This is a genomic window from Streptomyces sp. 2114.4 (assembly GCF_900187385.1).
Classification (GTDB): domain Bacteria; phylum Actinomycetota; class Actinomycetes; order Streptomycetales; family Streptomycetaceae; genus Streptomyces; species Streptomyces mooreae.
Genome location: NZ_FYEY01000001.1, coordinates 555,800 through 580,830, shown reverse-complemented (window position 1 = coordinate 580,830; position 25,031 = coordinate 555,800). Strand labels below are relative to the sequence as shown.

Annotated in this window: 29 protein-coding genes and 1 pseudogene; 18 read left to right on the top strand and 12 right to left on the bottom strand. The window is 71.1% G+C overall.

The window, feature by feature from the left end; genetic code table 11:
- The first annotated feature begins 251 nt into the window (after nt 1-251).
- From CFW40_RS02405 to CFW40_RS02390, 4 genes are all read left to right on the top strand, one after another.
- Nucleotides 252-1,418: an EfeM/EfeO family lipoprotein gene (locus CFW40_RS02405; RefSeq protein ID WP_256331627.1), complete on the top strand. Its 1,167-nt coding sequence runs from the start codon at nt 252-254 to the stop codon at nt 1,416-1,418.
- A 5-nt stretch (nt 1,419-1,423) separates the two neighbouring features.
- On the top strand, nt 1,424-2,677 hold the full coding sequence (efeB, locus tag CFW40_RS02400; RefSeq protein WP_088801859.1) for an iron uptake transporter deferrochelatase/peroxidase subunit: 1,254 nt from the start codon (nt 1,424-1,426) through the stop codon (nt 2,675-2,677).
- Between the two features lie 171 nt (nt 2,678-2,848).
- Nucleotides 2,849-4,696, top strand: a complete 1,848-nt coding sequence (locus CFW40_RS02395) for a phospholipase C (RefSeq protein WP_088796159.1) — start codon at nt 2,849-2,851, stop codon at nt 4,694-4,696.
- A gap of 326 nt (nt 4,697-5,022) precedes the next feature.
- On the top strand, nt 5,023-5,385 hold the full coding sequence (locus CFW40_RS02390; RefSeq protein WP_088796158.1) for a hypothetical protein: 363 nt from the start codon (nt 5,023-5,025) through the stop codon (nt 5,383-5,385).
- Between the two features lie 109 nt (nt 5,386-5,494).
- On the opposite strand, the gene CFW40_RS02385 is transcribed toward CFW40_RS02390, so the two are convergent.
- Nucleotides 5,495-5,899 carry a VOC family protein gene (locus CFW40_RS02385; RefSeq protein ID WP_088796157.1) on the bottom strand — a complete coding sequence of 135 codons (405 nt, stop codon included), beginning with the start codon at nt 5,897-5,899 and terminating at the stop codon, nt 5,495-5,497.
- Between the two features lie 147 nt (nt 5,900-6,046).
- Between CFW40_RS02385 and CFW40_RS02380 the strand changes: the two genes are divergently transcribed.
- On the top strand, nt 6,047-6,424 hold the full coding sequence (locus tag CFW40_RS02380) for a hypothetical protein (protein ID WP_088796156.1): 378 nt from the start codon (nt 6,047-6,049) through the stop codon (nt 6,422-6,424).
- A gap of 130 nt (nt 6,425-6,554) precedes the next feature.
- Here CFW40_RS02380 and CFW40_RS02375 read toward each other — a convergent pair whose 3' ends face one another.
- From CFW40_RS02375 to CFW40_RS02365, 3 genes are all read right to left on the bottom strand, one after another.
- Entirely contained in the window at nt 6,555-6,869 is a 315-nt protein-coding gene (locus tag CFW40_RS02375) for an SCO5918 family protein (RefSeq protein WP_088796155.1), read from the bottom strand.
- Nucleotides 6,870-6,922: 53 nt separating this feature from the next.
- Nucleotides 6,923-8,431 (bottom strand): DEAD/DEAH box helicase, encoded by a 1,509-nt coding sequence (locus CFW40_RS02370; RefSeq protein WP_088796154.1) that lies wholly within the window; start codon nt 8,429-8,431, stop codon nt 6,923-6,925.
- 343 nt (nt 8,432-8,774) lie between these two features.
- On the bottom strand, nt 8,775-8,978 hold the full coding sequence (locus CFW40_RS02365; RefSeq protein ID WP_042152846.1) for a cold-shock protein: 204 nt from the start codon (nt 8,976-8,978) through the stop codon (nt 8,775-8,777).
- A gap of 403 nt (nt 8,979-9,381) precedes the next feature.
- Between CFW40_RS02365 and CFW40_RS02360 the strand changes: the two genes are divergently transcribed.
- The 4 genes from CFW40_RS02360 (at nt 9,382) to CFW40_RS02345 (ending at nt 13,157) form a co-directional block, all read left to right on the top strand.
- Complete coding sequence (locus CFW40_RS02360; RefSeq protein WP_088796153.1) at nt 9,382-10,278, top strand: universal stress protein; 897 nt, start codon at nt 9,382-9,384, stop codon at nt 10,276-10,278.
- A 156-nt stretch (nt 10,279-10,434) separates the two neighbouring features.
- Complete coding sequence (locus CFW40_RS02355) at nt 10,435-11,058, top strand: CBS domain-containing protein (RefSeq protein WP_088796152.1); 624 nt, start codon at nt 10,435-10,437, stop codon at nt 11,056-11,058.
- Nucleotides 11,059-11,199: 141 nt separating this feature from the next.
- A complete protein-coding gene (locus tag CFW40_RS02350; protein WP_088796151.1) occupies nt 11,200-12,546 on the top strand; it encodes a molybdopterin-dependent oxidoreductase in 1,347 nt (448 codons plus the stop codon).
- Nucleotides 12,543-13,157, top strand: a complete 615-nt coding sequence (locus CFW40_RS02345; RefSeq protein WP_256331629.1) for a hypothetical protein — start codon at nt 12,543-12,545, stop codon at nt 13,155-13,157. The genes CFW40_RS02350 and CFW40_RS02345 overlap by 4 nt, the downstream gene beginning before the upstream one ends.
- Nucleotides 13,158-13,206: 49 nt before the next feature.
- On the opposite strand, the gene CFW40_RS02340 is transcribed toward CFW40_RS02345, so the two are convergent.
- The 4 genes from CFW40_RS02340 to CFW40_RS02325 all read right to left on the bottom strand — a co-directional run bounded on the left by CFW40_RS02340 (nt 13,207) and on the right by CFW40_RS02325 (nt 18,597).
- Nucleotides 13,207-14,580: a hypothetical protein gene (locus CFW40_RS02340; protein WP_256331630.1), complete on the bottom strand. Its 1,374-nt coding sequence runs from the start codon at nt 14,578-14,580 to the stop codon at nt 13,207-13,209.
- Between the two features lie 135 nt (nt 14,581-14,715).
- Entirely contained in the window at nt 14,716-15,201 is a 486-nt protein-coding gene (locus tag CFW40_RS02335) for a hypothetical protein (RefSeq protein WP_143034594.1), read from the bottom strand.
- A 386-nt stretch (nt 15,202-15,587) separates the two neighbouring features.
- Nucleotides 15,588-16,847 carry a PP2C family protein-serine/threonine phosphatase gene (locus CFW40_RS02330; RefSeq protein ID WP_088796149.1) on the bottom strand — a complete coding sequence of 420 codons (1,260 nt, stop codon included), beginning with the start codon at nt 16,845-16,847 and terminating at the stop codon, nt 15,588-15,590.
- Between the two features lie 193 nt (nt 16,848-17,040).
- Nucleotides 17,041-18,597: a GMC family oxidoreductase gene (locus CFW40_RS02325; protein ID WP_088796148.1), complete on the bottom strand. Its 1,557-nt coding sequence runs from the start codon at nt 18,595-18,597 to the stop codon at nt 17,041-17,043.
- Nucleotides 18,598-18,780: 183 nt separating this feature from the next.
- Here CFW40_RS02325 and CFW40_RS02320 point away from each other — a divergent pair, with 183 nt between their 5' ends.
- The 8 genes from CFW40_RS02320 to CFW40_RS02285 are packed head-to-tail and all read left to right on the top strand — an operon-like array spanning nt 18,781 to nt 22,447.
- Nucleotides 18,781-19,101 carry a gas vesicle protein gene (locus CFW40_RS02320; protein WP_088796147.1) on the top strand — a complete coding sequence of 107 codons (321 nt, stop codon included), beginning with the start codon at nt 18,781-18,783 and terminating at the stop codon, nt 19,099-19,101.
- A gap of 35 nt (nt 19,102-19,136) precedes the next feature.
- The gene (locus tag CFW40_RS02315; RefSeq protein WP_088796146.1) at nt 19,137-19,610 is read left to right on the top strand and encodes a gas vesicle structural protein GvpA; all 474 of its coding nucleotides are present in this window, start codon (nt 19,137-19,139) and stop codon (nt 19,608-19,610) included.
- Nucleotides 19,611-19,613: 3 nt separating this feature from the next.
- Complete coding sequence (locus CFW40_RS02310; RefSeq protein WP_088796145.1) at nt 19,614-20,372, top strand: GvpL/GvpF family gas vesicle protein; 759 nt, start codon at nt 19,614-19,616, stop codon at nt 20,370-20,372.
- Between the two features lies 1 nt (nt 20,373).
- Nucleotides 20,374-20,598 carry a gas vesicle protein GvpG gene (locus CFW40_RS02305; protein ID WP_088796144.1) on the top strand — a complete coding sequence of 75 codons (225 nt, stop codon included), beginning with the start codon at nt 20,374-20,376 and terminating at the stop codon, nt 20,596-20,598.
- Nucleotides 20,599-20,646: 48 nt separating this feature from the next.
- Nucleotides 20,647-21,018: a gas vesicle protein gene (locus tag CFW40_RS02300; RefSeq protein WP_088796143.1), complete on the top strand. Its 372-nt coding sequence runs from the start codon at nt 20,647-20,649 to the stop codon at nt 21,016-21,018.
- A gap of 26 nt (nt 21,019-21,044) precedes the next feature.
- Nucleotides 21,045-21,920: a GvpL/GvpF family gas vesicle protein gene (locus CFW40_RS02295; protein WP_088796142.1), complete on the top strand. Its 876-nt coding sequence runs from the start codon at nt 21,045-21,047 to the stop codon at nt 21,918-21,920.
- Between the two features lie 3 nt (nt 21,921-21,923).
- Nucleotides 21,924-22,154: a gas vesicle protein gene (locus tag CFW40_RS02290; RefSeq protein WP_088796141.1), complete on the top strand. Its 231-nt coding sequence runs from the start codon at nt 21,924-21,926 to the stop codon at nt 22,152-22,154.
- Nucleotides 22,151-22,447 carry a gas vesicle protein K gene (locus CFW40_RS02285; protein WP_088796140.1) on the top strand — a complete coding sequence of 99 codons (297 nt, stop codon included), beginning with the start codon at nt 22,151-22,153 and terminating at the stop codon, nt 22,445-22,447. The genes CFW40_RS02290 and CFW40_RS02285 overlap by 4 nt, the downstream gene beginning before the upstream one ends.
- On the opposite strand, the gene CFW40_RS02280 is transcribed toward CFW40_RS02285, so the two are convergent.
- Nucleotides 22,401-23,285 carry a DUF817 domain-containing protein gene (locus CFW40_RS02280; protein WP_088796139.1) on the bottom strand — a complete coding sequence of 295 codons (885 nt, stop codon included), beginning with the start codon at nt 23,283-23,285 and terminating at the stop codon, nt 22,401-22,403. The genes CFW40_RS02285 and CFW40_RS02280 overlap by 47 nt on opposite strands.
- Before the next feature lie 75 nt (nt 23,286-23,360).
- On the opposite strand from CFW40_RS02280, the pseudogene CFW40_RS37780 reads away from it, so the two are divergent.
- Nucleotides 23,361-23,617 (top strand): annotated as a pseudogene (locus CFW40_RS37780) (maleylpyruvate isomerase); the annotation flags it as partial.
- A 135-nt stretch (nt 23,618-23,752) separates the two neighbouring features.
- Here CFW40_RS37780 and CFW40_RS02270 read toward each other — a convergent pair.
- The 3 genes from CFW40_RS02270 to CFW40_RS02260 all read right to left on the bottom strand — a co-directional run bounded on the left by CFW40_RS02270 (nt 23,753) and on the right by CFW40_RS02260 (nt 24,976).
- Nucleotides 23,753-24,031: a hypothetical protein gene (locus CFW40_RS02270; protein WP_088796138.1), complete on the bottom strand. Its 279-nt coding sequence runs from the start codon at nt 24,029-24,031 to the stop codon at nt 23,753-23,755.
- Nucleotides 24,032-24,219: 188 nt separating this feature from the next.
- The gene (locus CFW40_RS02265; RefSeq protein WP_088796137.1) at nt 24,220-24,393 is read right to left on the bottom strand and encodes a CsbD family protein; all 174 of its coding nucleotides are present in this window, start codon (nt 24,391-24,393) and stop codon (nt 24,220-24,222) included.
- 316 nt (nt 24,394-24,709) lie between these two features.
- Complete coding sequence (locus tag CFW40_RS02260; RefSeq protein WP_088796136.1) at nt 24,710-24,976, bottom strand: hypothetical protein; 267 nt, start codon at nt 24,974-24,976, stop codon at nt 24,710-24,712.
- Nucleotides 24,977-25,031: the final 55 nt, after the last annotated feature.

The following is a 25,031-nucleotide window of genomic DNA, read 5'->3' as shown; positions in this document are numbered from 1 at the left end:
AACGGCAACGGTCCGATGAACCACCAGGAAAATCTTGGCGTCTCTTCCGGGGAAAGCGTGTTCGGGCGCATAGCGCTGTCTAGCATGTGCAGCGTTGTCGTCGGCCCTGGCGGAACGCTCCGGGCCGCGGCCCTTTCCCCGTCTGCGCCACGTCCGTCATCGCGTGGCGGGAACGACCCCCCGGGAGGCTCGGAGTGCCGCGGACCGCTCTAGGGAAGCTGCGGTCCCCTCGTGTCCGGTGGAGCGGGGGTGTGGTCCTGGCCGGCGGGCTGCTGGCGGCGCTGGTGCCGGTGCTGTCCGGTGACCCGGAGGGCACCACGCGGCAGGGGCAGGCCGCCGCGGCGGACGGGCTGCGGCACACCACTGTCGAGGTGTCGCCGGGCGGCTGCGGCCGGGGATGGGGCAACCCCCGCGCCGGCACCCAGGTCTTCGATCTGCACAACACCTCCGCCGCGGCGGCGGAGGTCTACCTCACGTCCCCGCGCAGCGGCGCCGTGTTCGGCGAGGTGGAGGGCATCGGCCCCGGAACCACGCGGCACCTGCGGGTCCGGCTGGGCCGGGGCTCGTACGCCTTCAGGTGCCTGCCGGACGACGCCGACGCGGTCACGGGCCCCACGGTCCGTATCGGCGGCGGCGGTCAGGCCGGGCCCGCGGCCGCCCCGGTCACCGAGCACGATCTGATCCCCCCGGCGCTCGACTATCAGAAGTGGGTCGCGGGCGGCCTGGACGATCTCGTCGGCCGGACCGGGACCCTGCGGGCCGCCCTCGCGCGCGGGGACCTGGCGGCAGCCCGGGACGCCTGGCTGCCCGCGCACCTCGCCTACGAACGGCTGGGCGCGGCATACGGGGCCTTCGGCGACGCGGACCAGCAGATCAACGGCACCAGCGCCGGTCTGCCGGACGGCGACCGCGACCCGGAATTCACCGGCTTCCACCGCCTCGAATACGGGCTGTGGCACGGGCAGTCCGCCGACTCCCTGCGCGCACCGGCCGCCGCCCTCGACGACGCGGTGCACAGGCTGCGGGACGACTGGGCGCAGGCACGGATGGAACCGGCGGACCTCGGCCTGCGGGCACACGAGATCCTGGAGAACACGCTGCAGTCCGAGCTGACCGGACGGACCGACTACGGCAGCGGCAGCACCCTCGCCACCGCCCGCGCCCACCTCGACGCAACCCGCGCCGTCCTCACCCGGCTGCGCCCCCTGCTGGTGACCCGGTACCCCGGACTGCCCTACGTGGAGCGCGAGTTGAGCCGGACACAGCGACTGCTCGACGGTCTCCGGGCGGACGGACGGTGGCCGGCACTGAGCCAGCTGGACCGCGCTCAGCGGGAGCGGATCGATGCGGTGTTCGGAGACCTGGTGGAACGGCTGGCGTCGGTGGCGACGCTGTGCGACGCACGGAGAACGGTGTGAAGGACATGAGCGGTGTCGGCCGACGGGGATTCCTCCGGGGAGCGGCGCTCGCCGGGGCCGGACTCGCGGCCGGTGGTGCCGCGTCCGCCGACGACGGCCCGCACCAGGCCGGTGCACCGGCCCTGATGACCGGCCCCGGGCCGGTCCCCTGGGCCGCACCACGGGTGCCCTTCCATGGCCCGCGTCAGGCCTCGGTGCTCGCACCGCCCCGCCGGGTCACGGCGTACACCGCGTTCGATGTGACCGCGCAGAACCGCCGGGAACTTGCCGAGCTGATGCGTACCGTCACCGCACGTGCCCGGTTCCTGACCAGCGGCGGGGTACCGGAGTCGGTGGGCATCACCGGTCCGCCCACCGACTCGGGCCTCCTGGGCGCCCAGGTCCCCGCGGGCGGGCTGTCGGTGACCCTCGCCGTGGGCGCTTCGCTGTTCGACGACCGGTTCGGGCTGCACGGGCGGGCACCGCGCCGGCTGACCGCCATGCCCGCCTTCCCCGACGACGACCTGCAGTCCGACTGGTGCCACGGCGACCTGAGCCTCCAACTGTGTGCGGACGACACGGACACCGTGCTGCACGCCCTGCGTGATATCGCCCGGCACACCCGGGGCGGCATGCAGGTGCGCTGGCGGCTGGACGGATTCACCAGCCCGCCCCGGCCGTCCGGGACGCCGCGCAACCTCATGGGTTTCAAGGACGGCACGGCCAACCCCGATGCCCGCGCCGCCCGGGAGATGGACCGCCTGGTGTGGGTCGGGGCACGGGACGGTGAGCCGGAGTGGGCGGTCGGCGGCAGCTACCAGGTGGTGCGGCTGATCCGCATGCTGGTGGAGTTCTGGGACCGGGTGTCGCTGACCGAGCAGGAGCGCATGTTCGGCCGCTCCCGGGAGACCGGGGCGCCGCTGGACGGCGACCGGGAACACGACAGCCCCGACTATCCCGGCGACCCCAAGGGCGAGGTGATCCCCCTGGACAGCCATATCCGGCTGGCCAATCCACGCACCCCCTCCAGCGCCGGTCAGCGGATCCTGCGCCGGGCCTACAACTACGACAGGGGCGTGGACAGCAACGGGAATCTCGATATGGGCCTGCTGTTCTGCTGCTACCAGCGCGACCTCGCCCGCCAGTTCGAGGCCGTACAACGAAGGCTGGCCGGTGAGCCGTTGACGGACTACATCTCGCCCTTCGGCGGCGGCTACTTCTTCGCGCTGCCGGGCGTGCGCGAGGAGAAGGACTGGTACGGCCGCGCCCTGCTGGCCTGAGGGGCGCACGCCGTGGGCCCCCGAAGGGTCAACACCCGGTCAAGGTTTGTCCTGGCATACCTGACTCACTGTTCACTCCAGCGTCATGATGGCTCTGCCGGACCGCCGTCCGCCCGGCAGAGCATCCCGCCGTACAGCATCAATACATCCCGGCCCGGAGGGTGAACCAGCATGGCCAGTAGGGGAAGACGAGCAGCGGTACGGCGTCTGGGGGCCCTCACGGGTGCCGCGGCCCTCACGGTCCTGGGCGCGGGTGCGCCCTCATGGGCCGCCGGGCCGCAGCACCCCGATTCCTCCCGTACGGCCACGCCCGTCAAGCACGTGGTCGTGCTCTTCGACGAGAACATCTCGTTCGACCACTACTTCGCGACCTATCCCGAGGCCGCCAACACCGACGGCACCAAGTTCACCGCCTCCCCGCACACGCCCCGGGACATCGACAACCTGCGCACCGCCGGGCTGCTGAAGCACAACCCCAACCAGTACGCGCCCAAGCGCCTGGCGCCACAGCAGGCCATGACCTGCGACCAGACCCATGACTACGGGCCCGAGCAGTACGCGTACAACGGCGGCAAGGCCGACAAGTTCGTCCAGAACACCGACTCCGGCAAGTGCTCCGGCGGTCTCTTCGGCGAGCCCGGCCTGGTGATGGACTACTACGACGGCAACACCGTCACCGGCCTGTGGAACTACGCCCAGCACTACTCCCTGGGCGACCGCTCCTTCAGTTCGGTCTACGGCCCCTCCACCCCGGGCGCCCTCAACCTGGTCTCCGGACAGACCCACGGCGTCACCTCCATGGACCCCGAATCCGGCACCGAAAACCCCCGGCAGACCGCCACCCCCGACGCGCACGCCGTGCAGTCACCCGACGCACAGGGCGTCGGCACGATGATCAACGACCCGGATCCGGCGTACGACGACTGCTCCAACAAGGACCACACCGGCAAGAACGCGGTCGCCGCCATGAAGGGGCGCAACATCGGCGACGTCCTCAACTCCCGGCACGTCAGCTGGGGCTGGTTCCAGGGCGGCTTCCGGCCCAGCACCGGCTGGGACGGCAAGGCGGGCCACTACGCCAAGTGCGGCGGGACCACGCACACCAACGTCGGGGGAGCGGCGGTCGTCGACTACAGCCCGCACCACTCGCCGTTCGAGTACTACAAGTCGACCGCCAACCCGCACCACCTGCCGCCGAAGAGCGTCGACGAGGTCGGCCACGCCGGACGGGCCAACCACAACTACGACCTGAGCGACTTCGACGCCGTCCTCAAGGCGGGCAAGCTGCCCGCCGTCAGCTTCCTCAAGGCCCCCGAGTACCAGGACGCGCACGCGGCCTACTCCGACCCGCTCGACGAACAGCACTTCCTCGTCGACCGGATCAACCGCATCCAGCAGTCGCCGCAGTGGAAGGACACCGCCATCGTCGTCGCCTATGACGACTCCGACGGCTGGTACGACCACGCCTTCGCCAAGCCGCGCAACGGCTCCAAGGACACCTCCACCGGCTCCAACGGCAAGGCCACCGACAGCCCCGCCTGCCAGGCGGGTCCCGCGGCCGCCGGCGGCTATGCGGACCGCTGCGGCCCCGGCACCCGGCAGCCGCTGCTGGTCATCTCCCCGTACAGCAAGGTCAACAAGATCGACCACACCCGGACCGAGCAGACCTCGATCATCAAGTTCATCGAGAACAACTGGCACACCGGCCGGATCGGTGATGCCTCCTTCGACGCCCGGGCCGGCTCACTGAACGGCATGTTCGACTTCCGGCACCCCAACAACAAGCAGGTGCTGCTCAACGCGGACGGCTCGGTCAAGTCGGTCGGCCCGATCCGGCACGTCGCACCGGTCGCCACGACCATCGACCCGGGCGCCTCGCTGCAGAACCTGGCCTCGGCCGGCGAACCGTCCGCCCTCCCCCTGCTCCCGGTGGGCGCCGGCGCGGCCGTGGTCGCGGCAGGCGTCACCGGCACCTTCCTGGTACGGCGCCGGCGCAAGGAGCACCACCGGGCCGCCTGATCCCTGCGGACGAGCCCCGGCGACGGGGCCACCCGCCCCTACGAGGACCTGCCTGCCCGACGCATCGGCTGGGGAGGACTCGTAGGGACGGAGGGTGACCTCGTGACTACGCATCTGCGCTCCTGGCTGAGATGCGGATGATCCGGTCGGCCCGCAGGCTGGACGTGGGGGAGTCTTCGGCGCGTGGGTCACAGCGGCATGAGCACGGCACATGGGCCGGAGGGCTGCAGGATGCGAGGGCTTTCCGCCCCTGCGCAGGCCGTTCGGCCACTGCGCGGGCCGCGGGACGGCGCCGCCCGTCGGCGACGCCAACCAAGGGAGCAGACATGACCAAGGACCGGAAGTCGCACCCGAGGACGGGTGAGGGCCCCAGTACGCACAAGGGCACCGAGCAACACGGCTGGTCGCCCGATGTTGACCAGACCGAGCAGCAGAAGAACGAGAGCGCGCACAGGTCGTTCCACCCCGAGCGCTATGCGCCCGGGAAGGACACCAGCAAGGAGACGTCCGGGCAGGAGAAGGTGCCGCCGGCCAGCGAAGTGAAGAGCGAGACACGCAGCGGCGAGAAGCACGCTGCCGAGACCGATGAGAAGGGCATGCGGGACATGGGGCCGAAGGGCCCTTCGCGCCGGCCCAGCGGCGGCCGGGACGCCGAAGCCCACACGGGGGTCGACCCGCAGAACCCTTGAGGGCCACGGCACCGTCCTCGACGTGTGCGGCAAGAACCCCTTCCGTGCCTACCGAGCGGGCCGGAACCCTGGGCAAGGGTTCCGGCCCGCGGCCCGTTCGCGGCGCGCCTCAGTTCGCCTGCCCCAGGGAGTGCCCTTCGCTCGCGGCGAGCACAAAGGGGTGGCCCGCGGGGTCCGAGTAGCGGCGGGCGTCGTAGGGCCCGCCGTTCTCGCGGGTCTGCAAGGGCCGTGCCCCCAGGCTGACCGCCTCGCGCTCCGCCTCGTCCATGTTGTCCTGCGGGACGAGGAAGTGCAGATGCGCCTGTTGTGAGTCATCGGGGCGGGGCCAACTCGGCGGCGCCGCACCGCGGTCCCGCCGTATCGCGAGATGGACGGTGCCGCCTTCGACGACTTCGATGTAGTCCGGGCTGGTCCCGACCCGCACTTCTCCGCCGAGGAACTGTGCGTAGAAATCCGCCAGCGCCGCGTGCTCCGCGCAATCCAGTACCAGGACGCTGGTCTTGGCTATGGCCATCCGCCGCTTCCCTTCCTGCTCGACGGGCACCCCGCCCGCCCCGTTCGGACGGGTACCCCGTAAGGGCTCCGGCACTCCGGGGGAAGCGGCGCGGCTCTCGCGCGCATGTGCTGCCAAGGGCCGGTCACGGCAGTAGAGTCTGCTGCCATGTCGAAGCCCGACGAACTGCTCGTCGACATCGCCGCCATGGTGGAGTCGGAGCAGAGCAACCAGATGTCTCTCACCGTTGCGGTCCAAGGCGCCGTCCTCACCGGGCGGTTGGCACCCGAGACCGTGTGGCGGCAACGCGTGGCCGAGGTCCTTGCGGAATCGGAACGGCTGGGGCCGTTCTCCTCGCTCTTCTCCTCAGCCGGTACGCACTCCCGCGCGCCCCACCACAGCGGCCCGCCCACCCATCTGCACTTCCATGTGGCGAGGATTCTGCAGGGGAGCTTCGGCCTCCCCGAGACCGGCGGGATGTACCGCGTCGCGATCGAGGATGTGGGCGCCTGGACGGTGGGCGACTTCCGCTACTCCGACCGCTGAGCGCTGCCGGCTCGCCAGACGGCATAAAGGAACGGCATAGCGGCATAACGGCATGACGTCATGAGCTGTGACGGTGACGCCATGCCGCTGTGTTGCTGTGCCGCAGTGCTGCCGGGGTGTTGCCGGGGCGTCAGGCTTCCGGAATCCGGTCAGGGGACGCCGGCCCCTGGAGCAGGTCCGACGCCTCCTCGAGCGGGGTGCGGGCGGCCGGCGCCGCGGGGCGGCAGGTGAACCCGAGGCGGGTCATCGCCCGGGTCACCTCACCGGCCGTGAAGTCACGACGGTCCTGACCGGTGATGACCTCCCCGACCTGCTTGACGGGGTAGTGACGGCTGCCGATCTGCACGGACTCACCCGTGACGGGCTCGGGCTTGATGCCCTTCATCGCATCCTGCACCTCGGTCTTGATCAAGTCGAAGGGGAAACGGGCGATGACGACGCGCATAGTGCCTCTTCAGGGTCGAGGAGAAGCCGGAAACGGGCGGGCGGAGCGGGTGGTCATGACGTCTTGCCGCCGGACCGCTGCCGCGGGGACGCCCCGGTCGCGGTCCGGGGTGATCCTGTGGAGCGACGGGCCTGGGCGGAGCGGCTGCGGCGGCCGCGGGTGGAGGAGCCACTGCGTTTTGGACGCTCGACGACTGGTGCGGCGATGGTGACGGGAACCCCGGAAGGGGCCTGGGCGCCGGTGATGCGGCTCAGCTCGGCCTCCCCGGAGCGGACCTGGGTGGACTGCGGGGTGATACCCGCGTCCGCCATCAGGCGGTCCATTTCGCGGCGCTGGTTGGGCAGGACGAGGGTGACGACGCTGCCGGACTCGCCGGCCCGCGCGGTACGGCCGCCGCGGTGCAGGTAGTCCTTGTGGTCCGTGGGCGGGTCGACGTTGACGACGAGGTCGAGGTTGTCGACGTGGATGCCGCGGGCCGCGACGTTGGTGGCCACCAGGACCGTGACCTGGCCGGTCTTGAACTGGGCCAGGGTGCGGGTGCGCTGGGGCTGGGACTTGCCGCCGTGCAGGGCCGCGGCGCGGACACCGCTGTTCAGCAGGTGCTTGGTGAGCTTGTCCACGGCGCGCTTGGTGTCCAGGAACATGATCGACCGGCCCTCACGCGCGGCGATCTCCGTGGTGGTGGCGTGCTTGTCGGCGTCGCGGACATGCAGCAGGTGGTGCTCCATCGTGGTGACGGCGCCCGCCGAGGGGTCGACGGAGTGGACCACGGGGTCGGTCAGGTAGCGCCGGACCAGCAGGTCGACGTTGCGGTCCAGGGTGGCCGAGAAGAGCATCCGCTGCCCCTCGGGACGGACCTGGTCGAGCAGGGCCGTGACCTGGGGCATGAAGCCCATGTCGGCCATCTGGTCGGCCTCGTCCAGCACGGTGATGCCGACCTGGTTCAGCCGGCAGTCACCACGGCCGATGAGGTCCTTGAGCCGACCGGGCGTCGCGACGAGCACCTCGGCACCGGCGCGCAGCGCACTCGCCTGCCGGCCGATCGACATTCCGCCGACGACGGTGGCCAGCCGCAGCGACAGTGACCGGGCGTAGGGGGTGAGGGCGTCGGTGACCTGCTGGGCCAGCTCGCGGGTGGGGACCAGGACCAGTGCCAGCGGCTGGCGGGGCTCGGCGCGCTGCCCGGCGGTACGGGCCAGCAGCGCCAGACCGAAGGCGAGCGTCTTGCCCGAGCCGGTGCGCCCACGGCCCAGAACGTCGCGCCCGGCCAGCGAGTTCGGCAGCGTGGCGGCCTGGATCGGGAACGGGGACGCCACCCCTTCCGCGGTCAGCGCCGCCAGCAGCGCGGGCGGCATGTCCAGGGCGGCGAAGTTCTCGGCCGGGGGCAGTGCGGGGGTGTGCGTGACGGGCAGCGCGAACTCTTCCGGTCGTGCGGCGGGCCGGCGCCGCTTGGCACCGGACCGGTTCGACGCCTGCGAGCGGTAGCCGCCGCGGCCGGAGCCGGCGGAGCCGTTGGAACGGTTCCGGGCGGAGCGGTCGTTCGGGCGAGCTGTGCGGTTCATGAAGAACCTTCCTCGATGCGGTACGTCGAAGAATTCCCGGCAGCTGTCAGCCACACAGAAGAATCGCAGCACGGACCGTAGAAAACAGATGGAACGAGGCGGGGCGGAATCGACCGCCGACGCGTGAAAGAGTGCCGCCGCAAAGGGAGGCGGACACGGTGCCGGAGCACGGAACCGGACGGGCTGCCGTGCTGCCGCAGCGGGCTGCGGTTGCGGCGCCGAACAGGCTGCCCCTTGTCGCTCGTGCGGCCGCGGCGGCACGCACAGCGCATTCCGCAAAAGGGCAACGAGCTGGGGCCCGCACCCAAGGTGCGGGCCCCAGCTGCGGTGTGACGCGTCAGTGTCAGGCGGGGAGGATGTTCTCGGCCTGCGGGCCCTTCTGGCCCTGCGTGACGTCGAAGGTCACCTTCTGGCCCTCCTGCAGCTCACGGAAGCCCTGGGTGGCGATGTTCGAGTAGTGGGCGAAGACGTCGGCGCCGCCGCCGTCCTGCTCGATGAAGCCGAAACCCTTTTCCGAGTTGAACCACTTCACGGTGCCAGTAGCCATGTCATATCTCCTTCGGGGCAGTGCCCGGGGCCGCACTGTGCGGACCCCGCGTCGCCGCGATGATTGCCCCTCCGGAAAACCGGAAATACAAAAGCATTCCCCGCCGGCCTGGAAGGCCGACGAGGTAGCGTGAAGTCTTTGGGAACCACAACTGCAACTGAGATCGACAGTAGCACGGCACCAGCGGCCCCGCGCGGCTGTTGCTCCCGCCCAATCCGGCCGGAAATCCCCTGCCGGACCGGCAGGTGTCCGGCCTCCACGGCCCGCGGACCGTCCGCAGCGGCGGGTGGGACCCGGTGTCACCGCGCCGCGGCCGCGGGACCCGTACGGCATGGCAGGCCGCGGTGATCGGGGCCACGATGGGGAAGTGGGGCGGAGACGTCGTACCCGGTCGGAGGCGGCCATGGAGCCGGAAGTCATCACCGTGGGAGTCGACGGCTCGCCGGAGAGCCTGGCGGCCGCGCACTGGGCCGCTGACGAAGCGGACCGGCGGCAGTGGGCGCTGCGGCTTCTCCATGCGTGGATACTTCTGGCGCCCGAGGCGCCGCACGTGTCCGCGGACCGAGACCGGAACGCCGGCGCCCGGGAGGTCGTGCGCCGGGCCCGGGACGAGGTGCGCGAACGCCATCCGGGTCTGCGGATCATCGAGGACCTGGTGGGGGCGGAGGCCGAACCGGCGCTGCTGGGCGCGGCCGGCGACTCGCGGATGGTCGTGCTCGGATCGCGGGCGCTCGGGCCGTGGGAGAGCTACGTACTCGGCGATGTGAGTCTGAACGTGGTGGGCCGGGCCAAGGGGCCGGTCGTCCTCGTCCGGGAGGAGGGCGGGCGCACGAAACCACCGCGCCACGAACGGCCGGGCGGCCCGCCCGCCCCCGAAGCGCGGGTCGTCGCAGGCCTCAGCCTGAACGGCCCGTGCGAGCGGATGCTCGGCTTTGCCTTCGACGCCGCGGCGAGCCGGGGGCTTGCGCTGCAGGCCGTTCACGGGCGTCCGCTCCCCGTGCAGGCCTACACCCCGTGGGGCCTGGACCCCGATGCCGCGACGGAACTCACCAAAGAAGCGGATGCCGAGCTGCAGGACGCGTTGGGTCCGTGGTGTGAGCGATTCCCCGAGGTGCCGGTGCAGCGGACCGTTCTGCCGGAGAGCCCGACCCGGGCCCTGGTCCAGTCGGTCTTCGGGGCCGAACTGCTGGTGGTCGGCCGCAAACTGCACCGCCCCCCGCTCGCGCCACGCGTCGGCCCGGTGGCGCACGCCGCCATCCACCACGTGACCTGCCCGATCGCGGTGGTGCCGCACGAATGACCGGTCCCCGGCGATCGCGCGTGGCCGGGGACGCGCCGGACCCGTCGGGCCCCGCGCACACCGCACCGGTGCGAGGCAGGCTTGCCCGTACCGGATTCCCCGCCCGTCAGGCCGGTGAGATCCGGCCCGCGCACCACCCGGAGGGACTGGCCGAAAATGAGGCACCGCAACGTTGCCGACCTGATGACACCGCACGCCGTCGTCGTCCAGCGGGGCACTCCGTTCAAGGAGATCGCCCACCTGCTCGACGAGTACGACATCACCGCCGTCCCGGTCCTCGACGAGGACGAGCGGCCGGTGGGCGTGGTGTCCGAGGCCGATCTGCTGCGCCGGCAGCTCGCCAAGCTCGGGGCGACCACCGCCGAAGCGATCATGACGAGCCCCGCCGTGACGGCCCGACCCGAGTGGAGCGTCGTCGAAGCGGCCAGGACGATGGAGAGGAAGAAGGTCAAGCGGCTGCCCGTGGTCGATGACACCGGCCGTCTCATCGGGGTGATCAGCCGCAGTGACCTGGTGCGGCTGTTTCTGCGCCGGGACCGCGCCATCCAGGAGGAGGTGCTGGAGGAGGTGCTGACGCGCACGCTCGGGGTGGCCCCGTCGGCGGTCACGGTCGATGTCGCGGAGGGCACCGTGACGCTCACCGGCACGGTGGACCACAAGAGCCTGGTCCCGATCGCCGTGCGGCTGTGCGAAAGCGTCGACGGGGTCGTCGAGGTGGTCGACCGGCTCGCCTACCTGCGGGACGACACCTCCGGGCAGGAGCGGGGAGCTTCGGAGTAGAGCGCAACCGGCAAGCCATTCCTCGGCAGGCGGTGCCGCACGATCGGCGGAAAGTCCTGGTTCACGCGATATGTGCCTCTTGGTGCATATCTTGTCCCTGGGCGGTCGGCCGAGCCGGCCCGGAAACGGCGGAGGGATGCCATGGAGCCGCGCGACCACGACGACGAGCCGCACCACCCCGCCGCCGGCCCTCCTCGCCGGCCAGGCGGTCCGCCGCCCGGCCCCGCGCGCCCCGCGTTCTGGCGCAGCCCCCTGCGGGGACCGTGGCTGACCTCGGTGTTCGGGCTGGTGCTGCTCGTCGGCGTCCCCGTGCTCTTCGTCACCGGACTGCTGTCCTACGCCGCCTACAACCCCGATCTCGCTCCCGGTAACGACCAGACACCGGGCAAGGGCTGGCTGGGCTTCTACCTCTTCTCCTGGCCGACCAGCCCGTACTGGCTCTACCGCCTCACCCAGGGCATCCATGTCACGCTCGGTGTGGTGCTGATCCCCGTGCTGCTGGCGAAGCTGTGGTCGGTCATCCCGAAGCTGTTCTCCTGGCCGCCGCTGCGCTCACCGAGCCATGCGCTGGAACGGCTCTCGCTGCTGCTTCTCGTGGGCGGGGCGCTGTTCGAGTTCGTCACCGGGGTGCTGAACATCCAGTTGCACTACATCTTCCCGGGCTCCTTCTACACGCTGCATTTCTACGGCGCCTGGGTGTTCATCGGTGCCTTCCTCGTCCATATCGCCTTCCGTGTCCCCGTGATGGCGAAGGCCCTGCGCAGCCGCCGCCTGCGCACCGAGCTGAACACCCCCGCCGCCCGGACGACCGGCGAACCGCCCGACAGCACCGGGCTGGTGACCCCGCGCCCCGCGCCTGTCACCATGTCGCGGCGCGGCGCTCTCGGTCTGGTGGGTGCGGGATCGCTGGGCCTGCTCCTCGTCACGGCCGGGCAGAGCATCGGCGGCTCCCTCCGCCGCACCGCGCTGCTGGCTCCGCGCGGCCAGGAGCCGGGGCGGGGGCCCAACGGCTTCCAGATCAACAAGACCGCGGCGAGTGTCGGGATCCGGGCCCGCGACATCGGCCCCGAGTGGCGGCTGGTCGTACGGGGCAACGGCCGGGAGAAGACCTTCACCCGCGCACAGCTCCTCGCCCTCCCCCAGCACACGGCCGCCCTGCCCATCGCCTGCGTCGAGGGCTGGTCCACCGACGACCAGCACTGGAGCGGCGTCCGGCTGACGGAGCTCGCCGCCCTCGTCGGACTGCGTCACGGCCCACCGGGCGTCTTCGTCGAGTCCGTGCAGCGCGCCGGCGCCTTCCGCTCGACGCAGCTGCGCGACAACCAGGTACGCGATGCCGGATCGCTGCTGGCCCTGCGGGTCAACGGCGCCGACCTCTCCCCGGACCACGGATACCCGGCGCGCATCATCGTCCCCGCCAACCCCGGTGTGCACAACACCAAATGGGTCACCCGCCTCACCTTCGGGGCCTTCGGGGACACACCGTGAAGGGCTTCCGCGCCCGCTACGGGGCGTCCTCGCTCCACCTCCTGCTCGTCCTGTGCTCCTTCTTCCTGGCCGGGTACGCGGGCGTGCGACTGCTCACCGGAGACACCCTCGGTGTCCTCCTCTGGTTCGTCGGCGCGGCCCTCCTGCACGACCTGGTGTTCCTGCCCCTTTACACCGTCACCGACCGCATGGCACAACGCCTCGTCCGGCACCCGCGCCGTCAGCGGCGCGACGCGAAAGCCCCGGTGCCCGCGGACACTCCGCCGCCCGTGGTGGCAGGCGGGATCAACTACCTCCGGGTGCCCGCCTTCGTCGCCCTCCTGCTCCTGTTGGTGTGGTATCCGCTCATCCTGCGGAGGGTCCCGGGGTTCTCGCTGTACACCGCCCTGCCATCCGACGTGTTCTGGGGCCGTTGGCTGCTGATCTCGGCGGCGCTCTTCGCGGCCTCCGCGGTGTGTCTGCTGTTCGCCCTGTGGCGCGCGTATGCGGCCGGAGCACCCTCCGAGAGTCCGCTGCCTCCGGCACCACCGCCGGCGCCCCCCTCTTCGCCGCCACCGCCGCCCGCTCCTCCGGCTCCGCCTCCGCCGGCGCCCCCGGAGCGGAAGGGGTAGACGCGCGTGTGGTGCGCCGCCGGCCGTCAGCGGTGGCCGCCGGCCACGGTCACCAGCCGGTCAGCAACAGATGGTTGACCAGCAGGGCGAGGAGCCCCTGCGCGGCCAGCCACGAGGAGTGGAAACGGCGTGGCAGCAGCGCACACGCGGGGAGCGTCCACACCGCGAAGGGCAGCCAGATCCGCTCGGTCTCCGCCTTGCTCATCCCGGAGACATCAGCGAGCAGCAGCATGCACACCCCGGCCGCGACCAGAACGGCGAGGGCGCCCCGCCCGGTCGGCGCCTCGCGCCGGATGCCGCGTACGGCCGTCCACAGCGGACCGGCGGCGCGGCGCAGCCCGGCGACGGTGGCCAGGCCCACGCTCAGCACCTGGGCCGCCAGGTTCGCCCAGAGGAAGTAGCCGTACGGGCGTACCTTCGCGGCGCCTTGGTAGTAGCGCTCGACGAGGGTCGTATAGCCCTCCGGCCACCAGAAGCCGGCCGAGGTGAACGCCACCACCCACACCAGCGCGCCCAGAAGCACCCAGGGCAACGGGCGGGCCGAGCGCGCGATGAGCAGCACCGCTGCCCCGGGGAGGACGAGCAGGGTCAGGCCGTAGGACAGGTACCAGGCCCAGCCGAGCAGCAGCCCCGCGCCCAGCGCGGCAAGGCGCGGTACCCGTGTGCTCCGTGTGGCCGCCATGGCCAGCAGGGCGAGGGCCCAGGCGGCCACGCCCGCGAAGTAGCCGTCGGCGCTGACCCCGATCCATACCGCCGCGGGAGCCAGCACGAGGAACGGGGCGGCCTGCCGCGCCAGTTCCTCACCACCACACACACGGACGGTCACCAGGACGGCCGCGGTGAAGGAGGTCCCGACGGTGAGGCACCAGGCGGCGGCCCAGGTACCGCCGCCCAGCCCGATCCGGTCCAGGCCGACGAACGTCAGCAGCGCGCCGGGCGGATGACCGGCCACGTGCGCCGGCCAGAGGCCGGGCGATCCGACCAGGATGTGGTGGGTGAAGTCCCGCAGAAATGCGCCCACATCGTGCACGTCGTCGACGGACTGCAGGTACTCCAGGCTCGTGGTCAGCCGCCCCGCGACGCCACGGTCCCACCCGTCCACGAGCGCGAGCGACCACGTCCAGGCCATCGCCGCGGCCCATACGGCCGGCACCAGCCCCCGCCACGGCAGACGCCGTGCGGTCGACGGCCCGTATACCACCACCAGCGCGGCGACGGCCACCGCCGCCGGAGTGCCGGGGCCGACGTGCGGCAGCCACCATGCGTACAACGGGGGCCAGCCGAGCCGCAGAATGCCCTCGGAACCGTAAATGGTCCGGTTGATGACGCGTCCCACGACCGCCGCCAGCACACACAGCGCCACCGCACCGGCAACCGCCCACAGGTCACGGCGGCATGCGCGCTTGCCTGCACTTGCTGTCACCCGGCCACGGTAAGTCAGCCCGGGGCGCGTACCCAGGGCGACACCGGGCCTGAGGGAGCCGGTTCAAAGAGACATGCGGGGGGAGCGGGGAGGGTCGAGGTTCTGACAGCGGTGCGGGCCGGGGTCCCAGTACGGTCACTTGGGGTGGATGTCGGCGGCCACGATCACGCCGTCCACAACGGTGTAGGTGCCGGCGTAATGACGATGGGATTTATCGGTCTGCGTGGCGTCCAGCTTGACCGCAACCTTGGTGCCCTGCACCGATACGATCGTGACGTCGAACTTCGACACGGTGTTGAAGGACGCCACAAAGGCGTCGTACGACCGGCCCGCGATGTGCTGCCGCCCGCCGATCGCCCAAGCGGCCACGAAATCACGGTCGTTGATGACGTTGAAATACGTCTGGACCACATCCGGGGGCGCGGGCGCCGGCTGACTCGGGGCGACCGCACGATGAGTGGCCGGGGCCGCTGCCGCAGCCGTGGTCGTCCGGAAACGGGCGCTGTCCGCGCGGGCGGTCCCGGTGGACGCGCCGACGCCGGTAAGGACCACGACAAGGGCCAGAATCATGGTGGGGAGCAGGGCAGGGATCACGGCGGGGAAGGCCCGCGCGGTGGTCACCACGGACATGCTGCGGTGTGGGTGGCCGGGCGGGCCGGTTCCGGTAGGCGGCCGTGCCGGGCGGCCCTGCGGCGCACGACGGTGGTTCGCACGAGGAAGTCCTGGATGCTCTGTCATCGGTCATCCCGAGCGGTTCGAGGATCTGGATCTTCTTACGCCCATGGTGCGTGACGCATCCCGTAGCTGCATCCGCTGGTCGGGTTGCGGGGCGGGGAGAGCTGCCCATGTGTGCGGGGGAGTCGCCCGCCATGACGGCGCGTACACGTCGCGTGACTCCCGTCGCAGCCGTCGGGTCCGTCGCAGTCCGCCGGATCACTCCCGCTGAAGCTGAAGGCGACCGCCGAACCCGTGCGCGTCCTTCCCCCGGTCGTCCTCCCTCCGCCCGGCTACAGACGGACGATGACAAGGGCGATGTCGTCACGGGCGCCGGCGCTGACGCCGAGGCGTGCCAGCAGTGCGTCGGCGAGGCGTTCCGGACTGAACCGGCTGTAGCGGGAGAGGGCGTCGGTGAGGCGGGCGAGGCTGGTGTCGATGTCCTCGTCGCGGCGTTCGACGAGCCCGTCGGTGTAGAGGACGAGGGTGTCGCCGGGTGTGTACGGAAGGCGGACCTGTGGGCGGGGTTCGTCTTCGGAGTGGGCGCCCAGGGGCGGGTCGGTGGCCTGGTCCAGGAGCGCGTGGGTGCCGTCGGCGCGCAGCAGGACGGGTGGCGGGTGGCCGGCGCTGCTGTAGGTGACCTCGCGACGGCCGGTGTCGATCAGCACCTGCACGGCGGTGGTGGCCAGGGCCTTGTCGACGGAGCGGGCGTACAGGCCCAGCACCTTCAGCGCCTGGGCGGGCCCTTCGACGGAGCGGGCGGCGGCGCTGAGGGCGCTGCGGAGCATCCCCATCACGGCGGCGGCCTCCAGGCCGTGGCCGACGACATCGCCGACCGCGACGGCGAAGGCCTCCCCGGCGAGGTCGACGATGTCGTACCAGTCGCCGCAGATGTTCAGCGAGCCGATGGCGGGGAGGTAGCGCACCGCGATGTCGCGGTGCCGGGCGAGGTCGGGGGAGTGGAGCATGGCCTCCTGGAGGGTCAGCGCCACCTGGCGTTCGCGGGCGTGGGCCCGGCGCAGTTCCTCGTTCAGGTGCTGCAGCGCCCGCGCACGGACGTACAGCTCGGCCTCCATCGCCTCCTCGCGCTCGCTCAGCTGCCCGCCGGGCATCTGCCGGGAGCGGCGGGAGTGCACGAACGCCGTGACGTCCTCCACCCGGTGGATGATCCATGCCACCGTGCCGTCCGACCCGATGACGGGGGTGTTGATGGTGGACCACCAGCGCTCCTCGAACAGGCCGGGCCGGCCGGGCACGGGGATGTCGTAGCGCTGGACCGCCATGGTGTCCGGCTCCCCGGAAGCCAGTACCCGGCTCAGCGAGGGGTGCAGGTTCTGCACCCCTTCGGCGTCGGGGTCGGCGGGGTTGTCGGGGAAGGCGTCGAAGACGTACTGCCCGAGCAGATCCTCCCGGGTGCGTCCGGTCGCCTGGAGGTACGCCTGGTTGACGTCGACGATCACCAGGTCCGGGTCCAGGACCAGGCAAGCGCTCGGTGTCGCGGCGAACAGCGCCGCATGATCGAGCTCCGGTCTCCTCACGGGTTCCCTGCCCATCCTCCTGCCGTGCGCGGCCCCATGGGGTCAATCTAGGAGGGGCCCGGCGCCTGCGCCCACCGGGACACCGCCGGCCCGCGCCACGCCCCGGGGCGGCGCCCTCGCCCGGCCGGACCCCGGGGCGTACGCCGCACGGCAGCGGCCCGGGTGCTGCCCGTCCCCGCGGCTCACCCGAATGCGCCGGTCAGGCCCGTCAGGCCGGAGCAGGGATGCCGCGGATCAGGTCCGCCGCCTTCTCCGCGATCATGATCGTGGGGGCATTGGTGTTGCCCCGGACCACCGTGGGCATCACCGAGGCGTCCACCACCCGCAGGCCGCTCACCCCGTGCACCCTGAGCCGGGAGTCGACGACGGGGCCGATCGAGCAGCTGCCCGCCGGGTGGTACAGGGTGTGCAGCTCACGACGGGCGAAGTCCAGCAGCCCGGCGTCGTCCGTGGAGCGGGGAACGCGGAAATCGGCGCGGCGGTGCTTGCGCAGACTGGGGCGGTCGGCGATGTCCAGCAGCATCCTCAGCGCCCGCAGCATCGTGGCACGGTCGTCCTCGGTCGCCAGATAGTTGTGCAGGATGTGCGGGGCGGCGCTGGGGATCGCCGAGCGCAGCGAGACCTTGCCCCGGCTGGTGGGGTGGAGCAGGACCGCGCCGAACATGAAGGCGTGGTCGGTGACGGGGCTGATGCCCTCCTCGTGGAACATCACCGGAGTGGCGTGCACCTGGATGTCCGGGGCGTCCAGTTCCTCGCGGGTGCGGTGGAAACCGCCGGCCTCACCGACATTGGAGGTGAGCGGGCCCCGCCCCTCGGCCTCCAGCAGGCGCACGGCGTCCGGCGTCTCGGCGCTGAACAGGGTGGCGGTGTCGGTCAGGTAGGAGAGGCCGACATGGGGGTGGTCCTGCAGGTTTTCCCCCACCGGGAGGTCCACCCGGGGCGTGATGCCGAGGGCCGCGAGTTCACCGGCCACGCCGATGCCGGAAAGCATCAGCAGCTGCGGGGAGTTGTACGCCCCGGCCGACAGCACCACCTCCCGCTCGGCGTGCCATTGCTGCAGTTCGCCGCCCCGCTCCAGCTCGACGCCGCTCGCGCGCTCGCCGTCGAACAGGATGCGGGTGCACTGGGCGCCGGTGAGCACCTCCAGATTCGGCCGGGTCAGAGCCGGCCGCAGATACGCGACGGCCGTGCTGCAGCGCATGCCGTCGCGCTGGGTGAGGTGGTAGTAGCCGACGCCGTCCTGTTCCGGGCCGTTGAAGTCGGCGGTGAAGGGGTGGCCGGCCTCCTGGGCGGCCGCGACGTACGCAGCCATCAGCGGATGCCGGGACCGGCCTTCGCTGACCGTCAGCGGCCCGCCGGTGCCGTGCCACGGTGACTTCCTGCCCTGGAAGTCCTCGGCGCGCAGGAAGTAGGGGAGGACGTCGTCCCAGCTCCACTGCTCGGCGCCGGCGGCGGCCCAGGCGTCGTAGTCGCGCCGGTTGCCGCGGATGTAGATCATCGCGTTCATCGACGACGAACCACCGAGCATCCGGCCCCGGGGCAGGAACCGGCGGCGGCCGTCCAGGCCCGGTTCGCATGCGCTGAGGTAACTCCAGTCGTACTTGGTCTGGAACAACTTGCTGAAGGCGGCCGGGACATGGATCTCCTGGGCATCGTCCGCCGGCCCGGCCTCGACGAGCAGGACGCGGGTGTGCTCGTCCTCGCTGAGCCGGGCTGCCAGCACGCACCCCGCCGACCCGGCCCCCACGATGATGTAGTCGTACACGCGCACCTCTCAGCCCCTGCCTGTCCGGACCCTCCTCACCCAACCTGCCCCGGTGGGTCCGGCCACACCGGGAAACCAGCCATTGTCGACGGGGCCGAACGGCCGGCAGCGGCCCCGCCGCGGGGGCGCCTCATTTGGTCCCGCTGAAGATGCACAGGTCAGGGCGGCGATGAGACTTGATGTATGGCAGAACAATCCCGCACGCGGGTTCGGTCGTCGACGGCTGCCCGAAAGCACAAGAAAGCCACGGGAAACGACCCCGGGGCAGTGGCTCGCCGGGCCGCCGAATTGCTGCAGAGCCTGATCAGCCAGCGGGTGGAAGGTGTTTCCGCCGTACGCCGGACCGACGACGGCTGGTGTGTCGAGGTGGATGTGCTGGAGCTGGCACGGATTCCGGACACCACGAGCCTTCTTGCGACCTACGACGTGAAGCTCGACGACGAGGGCGAACTGCTCGAGTACTACCGGACCCACCGCTATCGACGAGGTGCGGCCGACCAGTGAACGCGGAGCGCTGACCAGCTGAAAGGGCACCTCTCATGGCCACGACGACGTATTCGGGATTCTCCGGCGAAGTCATTCCCTGCCCGCCCAGGGCAGGAACGCTGTACGACGTGATGGAACTCATCCTGGACCGGGGGATGGTCATCGATGTGTTCATACGGGTGTCCCTGGTCGGGATCGAGATCCTCAAGATTGACGCCCGCATCGTGGTGGCCAGCGTCGATACCTATCTGCGTTTCGCGGAGGCGTGCAACCGGCTGGATCTGGAGCACGATTCGGGCAGCGTGACCGTCCCGGAGCTCTTCGGCGGGCAGGCCGCCAAAAGCGTCGGAAAGCACAAGGCCAAAAAGGCCGTCTCCTCCATTGGTGACACCGTCCGCTCGGTGGTGGGCGGCGATGACGACTCGGATGACGAATCCGAGGAGGAAGCACAGCCGCAGCGGCGGCGACGCAGCAGTTCCGCCCGGTCCGGGGCCGCCTCGCGCCGACGGCGCTCAGAGGAGGAGTGAGCAGTGACGGACGACGGTATCTACGTCTACGGCATCGTCCGGGCCGGCCACCCGTTGCCCTCGCACCTGCGCGGCGTGGGAGATCCGCCGGGGGCGCTGGAGCGCATCGGCGAGGGGCGCGTTGCCGCGGTCGTGAGCCCGGCGCCGCCGAACCTGCGTGCCCGTCGCCGCGACCTCATGGCACACCAGGAGCTGTTGCTGGCTCTCGCCGAGAGCGGGCCCGTCCTTCCCATGCGGTTCGGCATGGTCGCACCGGACGAGGCCGTGGTCCGCCGGCAGCTCTCGGACGCCGAGGAGCAGCATCTGGCCGCCTTGGACGACCTCGCGGAAAGGGTCGAGATCAACGTCAAGGCCATGCCTGCCGACGACTCCCTCGCCGCGCTCGTCACGGGGGACGCCACCATCCGCGGCCTGCGCGAGGCGGTGCGCCGACGGCCCGGCTACGAGGCGAACATGCGCCTCGGTGAGGCGGTGGCCGCCGCGCTCTCGCGCCGGGCCGCCGAAGCGGGGCACGAGATCGTGCGGGCGCTGACGCCCCGGGCGCATGCGGTCGCCGCCGGGCCGGAGGTCTCCGGCTGCCAGGTCAATATGTCGTTCCTGGTGGACCGGAGGGACAGCGCCGGCTTCCTCGCGGAGGCGGAGCGTCTGGCCGGGCACCACCGCGAGCGCGTCGAACTCCGGGTGGCGGGCCCGCTGCCCTGCTACAGCTTCCTCGAACCGCGGCCGCTCGCGGCGCGGGCAAGGGCGAGGGCGGGAGGTTGAGGTGGGGCTGATCAGCGGTGTGCTCACCCTGCCGCTCGCGCCCGTGCGGGGTGTGGTCTGGGTGGCCGACCAACTCGCCCAGGCGGCCGACCGCGAGCTGCACGACCCCTCCGTGATCCGCGCCCGGCTCGTCGCGCTGAACCACGAATTCGAAGCCGGTCACCTCGGCAAAGAGGCATTCGAACGGGAAGAGGAGCAACTGCTCGACCTGCTGTACGCGAGCTGACGGGGCCGGCGAAGACACCGCGGCGAAAGTGGAGAAAGGAGCGACCACGTGACCGACATCGATGAGAGACGGGCCACTCCTCCTGCCGACGGCCCGACGACCTCGAACCTCGCCGACATCCTCGAACGCGTCCTGGACAAGGGGATCGTCATCGCCGGCGACATCAAGATCGACCTCCTCGACATCGAGCTCCTGACCATCAGGCTCCGGCTGTTCGTCGCGTCGGTGGAGACGGCGAGGAAGGCCGGTATCGACTGGTGGGAGACCGATCCCGCGCTCAGTTCCAAGGCGGCACAAAGCGAGTTGCGGCAGGAGAACCAACGGTTGCGTGAACGCGTGGAAGCACTGGAGTCCGGCGAGGACGGTGGCCCGCCCTCCGCCCGGCCACAGGACACCGCAGGGGCAGGGGCAGAGACATGACGGGCAGGGGTACGGCGGACGGAGACATGACGGGCAGGATCGCGGCGGACAGCGTCGCGACCGGCCGGGACGCGGCGGACAGCGATACGCCGGCGGAGCGGCCCGGCACCCCGGACGGAGCCACCGCGACCTACGTCTTCGCCGTATGCCGGCAGCTCGACCCGGCCGTCCTCAGCGGGCTCGCCGGCCTCGCCGAAGGCTTTCCCGTACGCGGTCTGCGGTTCGGCCCCCTCACGGCGGTCGTCCAGCACGTACCCGCCGCCGAGTTCAGTGAGGACGCATGGCAGCAGCGGCTGTCGGACCGTGCGGAGCTGGAACGCTGCGCACGAGCTCACCACGAAGTGGTGACCGCGGCCGCCGTCTGCGGCCCCACGGCACCGCTGGCGCTGGCCACGCTCTACCGGGGGGACGAGCGAGCGCGCCAGGCCCTGGAAGCGGACGCGGACCGCTTCACCGCGGTGTTGGCACGTATCGAAGACCACGCCGAATGGGGGGTGAAGGTCTACCTCCCCACGTCATCTCCCACGCCCGCCGCGACCGCACCTGCCCCGCCTCTCCGGCCCGGCGGCCGGGCGCCACGCGGAGCGGGCCGCGCCTACCTGGAGCGGAAACGGGGGCTGCACCAGGCGCGAGAACACCGGCATGACCGCGCGCTGCAGACCGCCGAAGACATCGATGCCGCGCTGAGCCGCCTGGCCACCGCGGCCCGCCGGCTGCGCCCGCACGGTCCGGAGATGACGGGGGAGAAGCACCGCCTGCAGATCCTGAACGCCACCTACCTGGTGACGTCGGTATGCGAGCAGCGACTGCGGGACGCGGTGGCGGGCCTGCGGCACCGCACGGGAGCAGAGGTCGAGCTGTCGGGTCCCTGGGTCCCGTACTCCTTCGTCGGGGAGGCGTGAGCCGTGTCCGACCGGCACCCCGTCCCCTGGGAAACACCGGGCCCGCTCACCGGCCCCATCGGCGTCCCGCTGGTCGACCTTCTGGACCGCGTCCTGGCCACCGGGGTCGTCATCAGCGGGGACCTGGTCATCGCCATCGCGGACGTGCCCCTGGTGCGGCTCTCCCTCCACGCGTTGCTGTCATCGGTCAGCGAACGGGTGCCCGCGCCCTGGTCGGACTCGGGGCCGCTATGAGCGAACCCACCGGCACGGGTGAGAGCAGATTCGACCTCGACCGAGACCAGATGGGCCGCGACCTCGTCTCGTTGGTACTCACGGTGGTGGAGCTGTTGCGGCAGTTGATGGAACGGCAGGCGATCCGCCGGGTGGAACAGGGAGACCTCAGCGACGCACAGGTGGACCAGATCGGGGAGACACTGATGCACCTCGAAGAGCGGATGACCGAACTGTGCGATCAGCACGGCCTGCGCCTCGAAGACCTCAATCTCGATCTCGGGCCTCTGGGGTCCCTCCTTCCGCGCCGGTAAGGGTCTCGGGGCTTGCCCTCCGTGCGGCAGGAGTGCGGAGACGTGGAGAACCGCCGGCCGGGCTCGTGCTCCTCGGTGTCCGCTTGCCCTTGGCCCAGGCGACCAGGACGAAGGTCACGCTGATCAGGAGTGCCCAGGCCCCGATCTTCTCCCCGGCGACGGGCTGCCAGCCGTGCAGCTGATCGGGGTAGCGCCAGGCGCCGAGGTAGGTGGCCAGGTTCTCCGCGAGCCACAGGAAGAAGCCGATCAGGGTGAAGCCGAGCGCCAGGGGCATGCGGTGGCGGGTGTGCCCGACGGTGAACCTCACCTGTGTCCCGGCGGTGACCGCGAGCAGAGCGGCGGCGAGGGGCCAGCGCAGATCCGGGAGCCAGTGGTGACTGAAGAAGTTCACATAGATCGCCACGGCCACCACCGAAGTCGCTCCGGCGCGGTAGCGGCTCAGCTCCAGATCCATCACATGCCAGGCGCGGCACACATAACTGCCCACCGCGGCGTAGAGGAAGCCGCCGTAGAGGGGCACCCCGGCGAACTTCAGTACAGCCGGTTCCGGATAGCTCCAGGATCCCAGGGCGACCTTCACCACTTCGAAGGCCAGACCGATCACATGACACACCGCGATGACCGCGGTGTCCCGCCCGCTCTCCCAGCGGCAGGCCAGGAACACCGCGGTCAGCAGCACCCCGTAGGCGACCAGCAGGTCATATCGGGCAATGGGCAGCTGCGGCAGCGCCTGGGACACGGCCACGCCCGACAGCAGGGCGATGGCGAAGGCACAGCAGCGCGTCTCCAGCCAGGCGAAGAGGAGAGCCTTCCGCAGAAGGGTGTTCACGGTCGACATATCTCTGTCGACGCACGGGGGCCGTGGACCGGTTGCCGGCACCCTGTGCAGGGGGCACCGTCGCCCCGTGGACGAGACCTCACCGCGTACGTCCTGGAATGGACGCTGCACCACCTCGATCTGATCGCGTACCTCCCGGACGCGACGGAACCGCCCGCGGAGGGCCTGGCCCGGTCCCGCGCGATGCTGGAACGGATCGCCGACGCCGCGTTCCCGCGTCGTTCACCGACAAGGACGCACTTCTGGTCGGTACCGGGCGCCGGGCACCGACCGAGGGGGAGCGGGCCGAACTCGGCGAGTCGGCCGCGAAACTGCCGCTCGTCCTGGGCTGATACGCCCACTGCGGACGGGCCGGGGCAGGCGTGCCGGGCGGCTTCGGCGCCCCCGCGCCGAGAGGCGGTATCCGGCCACTCGGCCGACCCCCAGGGATGCTCCCGGGCGTGCCCCGGAAGTGTCCCTGAGCGTCGTCAGGCTCCCCGGTCGGCGTCGGAGAGCGCTGCGATATGGGCGCGGTAGGCGGCGATCTCTTCGTCGGTGAGGGCCAGGCGGCCGGGGCCGGGCTGGTCGGCCGGGAGCCTGGTGGCCTGGACAGCCGCGTCATAGAGGGGGCCGGGCAGATTCAGCAGCAACTGGCCCTGCTCGGCTGTTTCGATCACTACCCAGGAGTCCGCGTTCTCGTCATGAACGTCGGCAGCCCCGATGGTACTGATGGCGGTAACGGTCAGAACCGGAGGAATTTCGCTCATGCCACCTCCCTATCAGCCATGGCCTGCCACGGCGAATCGCCGACGGCCCCGGCCATGGCGCCGTCTCCCTTCCGCACGTGGAATCCGTCCCGGCTCGCGAAGCCACGCATGCGGTGGGTGGGACCACGCATGCGGTGGGTGGGACCACGGACATACGTGGCCCACCCACTCATGACGGAATCCTGGCGTCAGTCCTTGAGCGCGTCCTTGCCGCTCTCCTTCGCGTCGCGCAGGTTTCCCTTGGATTCCCGCACCACGCCGTCCGCTTCGAGACGTTCGTTGCCGACCGTGCGGCCGACTTCCTTTTCCGCCTTCCCGGTCGTCTGCTCCGCCTTGGCCTTCGCCTTCTCCACGGCGCTCATGATGAGGTCCTTTCGTCGGCGTCATCATTCCGCTGCCCGCAGAACTCCGCGGGAAACAGGGGAGTTTCCCGCGGAGGGTCTGACCTGGCCCGGCGCATGGCCGGAGACGAGCCGCCGCGAAGGTGGCTCCCTTTGCCGAGGAGCCCCTCGATCAAGGTCAAGAGACGAGTGCACGGCATTTCCGTATCCGCACCGGTGGACGGTCGGCCGACGGGCCGGCCGCCCGTTTCCCAACGGTGCTTCTCTCAAAGGTTTCTGAGAGGTGATCACCGCTGTGTGCACCCCGTGCGAAAACCCGGCCCCTCAGGGACAGCCGTTAGCGGCCGACGTCCACCCGAGCGCCGCCGCGGGTGTGCGTACCGCCGACGGGCCGGTAGTGGTGCCTGTGGTGATGGTGCCTGCACATGTGGTGGTGGCGGCCGTACCAGTGGTGGCAGGACCGGCCGTGGTCGTCATGGTGTGCCGAGGTGGCGCTGACCGTGGTGACGACCTCGGCCGCGGGCGAGGCCATCGCGGTGGGCGCGCCCACCGCGAATACCGCGGTAATGGCGGCTGAGGCGAACAGGGTGCGGGCAGTGCGCATGGGCATGTTCCTTTCGGCCTACTGCGAAGGGCGACACCGCGTCGGCCTTCTCCTC

Excerpts from the sequence above, each read along its gene's own strand:
- CFW40_RS02270 (WP_088796138.1), bottom strand. The coding sequence starts at position 24,031 with ATGAGCGAAATTCCTCCGGTTCTGACCGTTACCGCCATCAGTACCATC.
- CFW40_RS02315 (WP_088796146.1), top strand. The coding sequence starts at position 19,137 with ATGGCCACGACGACGTATTCGGGATTCTCCGGCGAAGTCATTCCCTGC.
- CFW40_RS02395 (WP_088796159.1), top strand. The coding sequence starts at position 2,849 with ATGGCCAGTAGGGGAAGACGAGCAGCGGTACGGCGTCTGGGGGCCCTC.
- efeB (WP_088801859.1), top strand. The coding sequence starts at position 1,424 with ATGAGCGGTGTCGGCCGACGGGGATTCCTCCGGGGAGCGGCGCTCGCC.
- CFW40_RS02355 (WP_088796152.1), top strand. The coding sequence starts at position 10,435 with ATGAGGCACCGCAACGTTGCCGACCTGATGACACCGCACGCCGTCGTC.
- CFW40_RS02320 (WP_088796147.1), top strand. The coding sequence starts at position 18,781 with ATGGCAGAACAATCCCGCACGCGGGTTCGGTCGTCGACGGCTGCCCGA.
- CFW40_RS02390 (WP_088796158.1), top strand. The coding sequence starts at position 5,023 with ATGACCAAGGACCGGAAGTCGCACCCGAGGACGGGTGAGGGCCCCAGT.
- CFW40_RS02360 (WP_088796153.1), top strand. The coding sequence starts at position 9,382 with ATGGAGCCGGAAGTCATCACCGTGGGAGTCGACGGCTCGCCGGAGAGC.
- CFW40_RS02375 (WP_088796155.1), bottom strand. The coding sequence starts at position 6,869 with ATGCGCGTCGTCATCGCCCGTTTCCCCTTCGACTTGATCAAGACCGAG.
- CFW40_RS02260 (WP_088796136.1), bottom strand. The coding sequence starts at position 24,976 with ATGCGCACTGCCCGCACCCTGTTCGCCTCAGCCGCCATTACCGCGGTA.
- CFW40_RS02265 (WP_088796137.1), bottom strand. The coding sequence starts at position 24,393 with ATGAGCGCCGTGGAGAAGGCGAAGGCCAAGGCGGAGCAGACGACCGGG.
- CFW40_RS02385 (WP_088796157.1), bottom strand. The coding sequence starts at position 5,899 with ATGGCCATAGCCAAGACCAGCGTCCTGGTACTGGATTGCGCGGAGCAC.
- CFW40_RS02280 (WP_088796139.1), bottom strand. The coding sequence starts at position 23,285 with ATGTCGACCGTGAACACCCTTCTGCGGAAGGCTCTCCTCTTCGCCTGG.
- CFW40_RS02365 (WP_042152846.1), bottom strand. The coding sequence starts at position 8,978 with ATGGCTACTGGCACCGTGAAGTGGTTCAACTCGGAAAAGGGTTTCGGC.
- CFW40_RS02350 (WP_088796151.1), top strand. The coding sequence starts at position 11,200 with ATGGAGCCGCGCGACCACGACGACGAGCCGCACCACCCCGCCGCCGGC.
- CFW40_RS02370 (WP_088796154.1), bottom strand. The coding sequence starts at position 8,431 with ATGAACCGCACAGCTCGCCCGAACGACCGCTCCGCCCGGAACCGTTCC.
- CFW40_RS02295 (WP_088796142.1), top strand. The coding sequence starts at position 21,045 with ATGACGGGCAGGATCGCGGCGGACAGCGTCGCGACCGGCCGGGACGCG.
- CFW40_RS02380 (WP_088796156.1), top strand. The coding sequence starts at position 6,047 with ATGTCGAAGCCCGACGAACTGCTCGTCGACATCGCCGCCATGGTGGAG.
- CFW40_RS02285 (WP_088796140.1), top strand. The coding sequence starts at position 22,151 with ATGAGCGAACCCACCGGCACGGGTGAGAGCAGATTCGACCTCGACCGA.
- CFW40_RS02330 (WP_088796149.1), bottom strand. The coding sequence starts at position 16,847 with ATGGGCAGGGAACCCGTGAGGAGACCGGAGCTCGATCATGCGGCGCTG.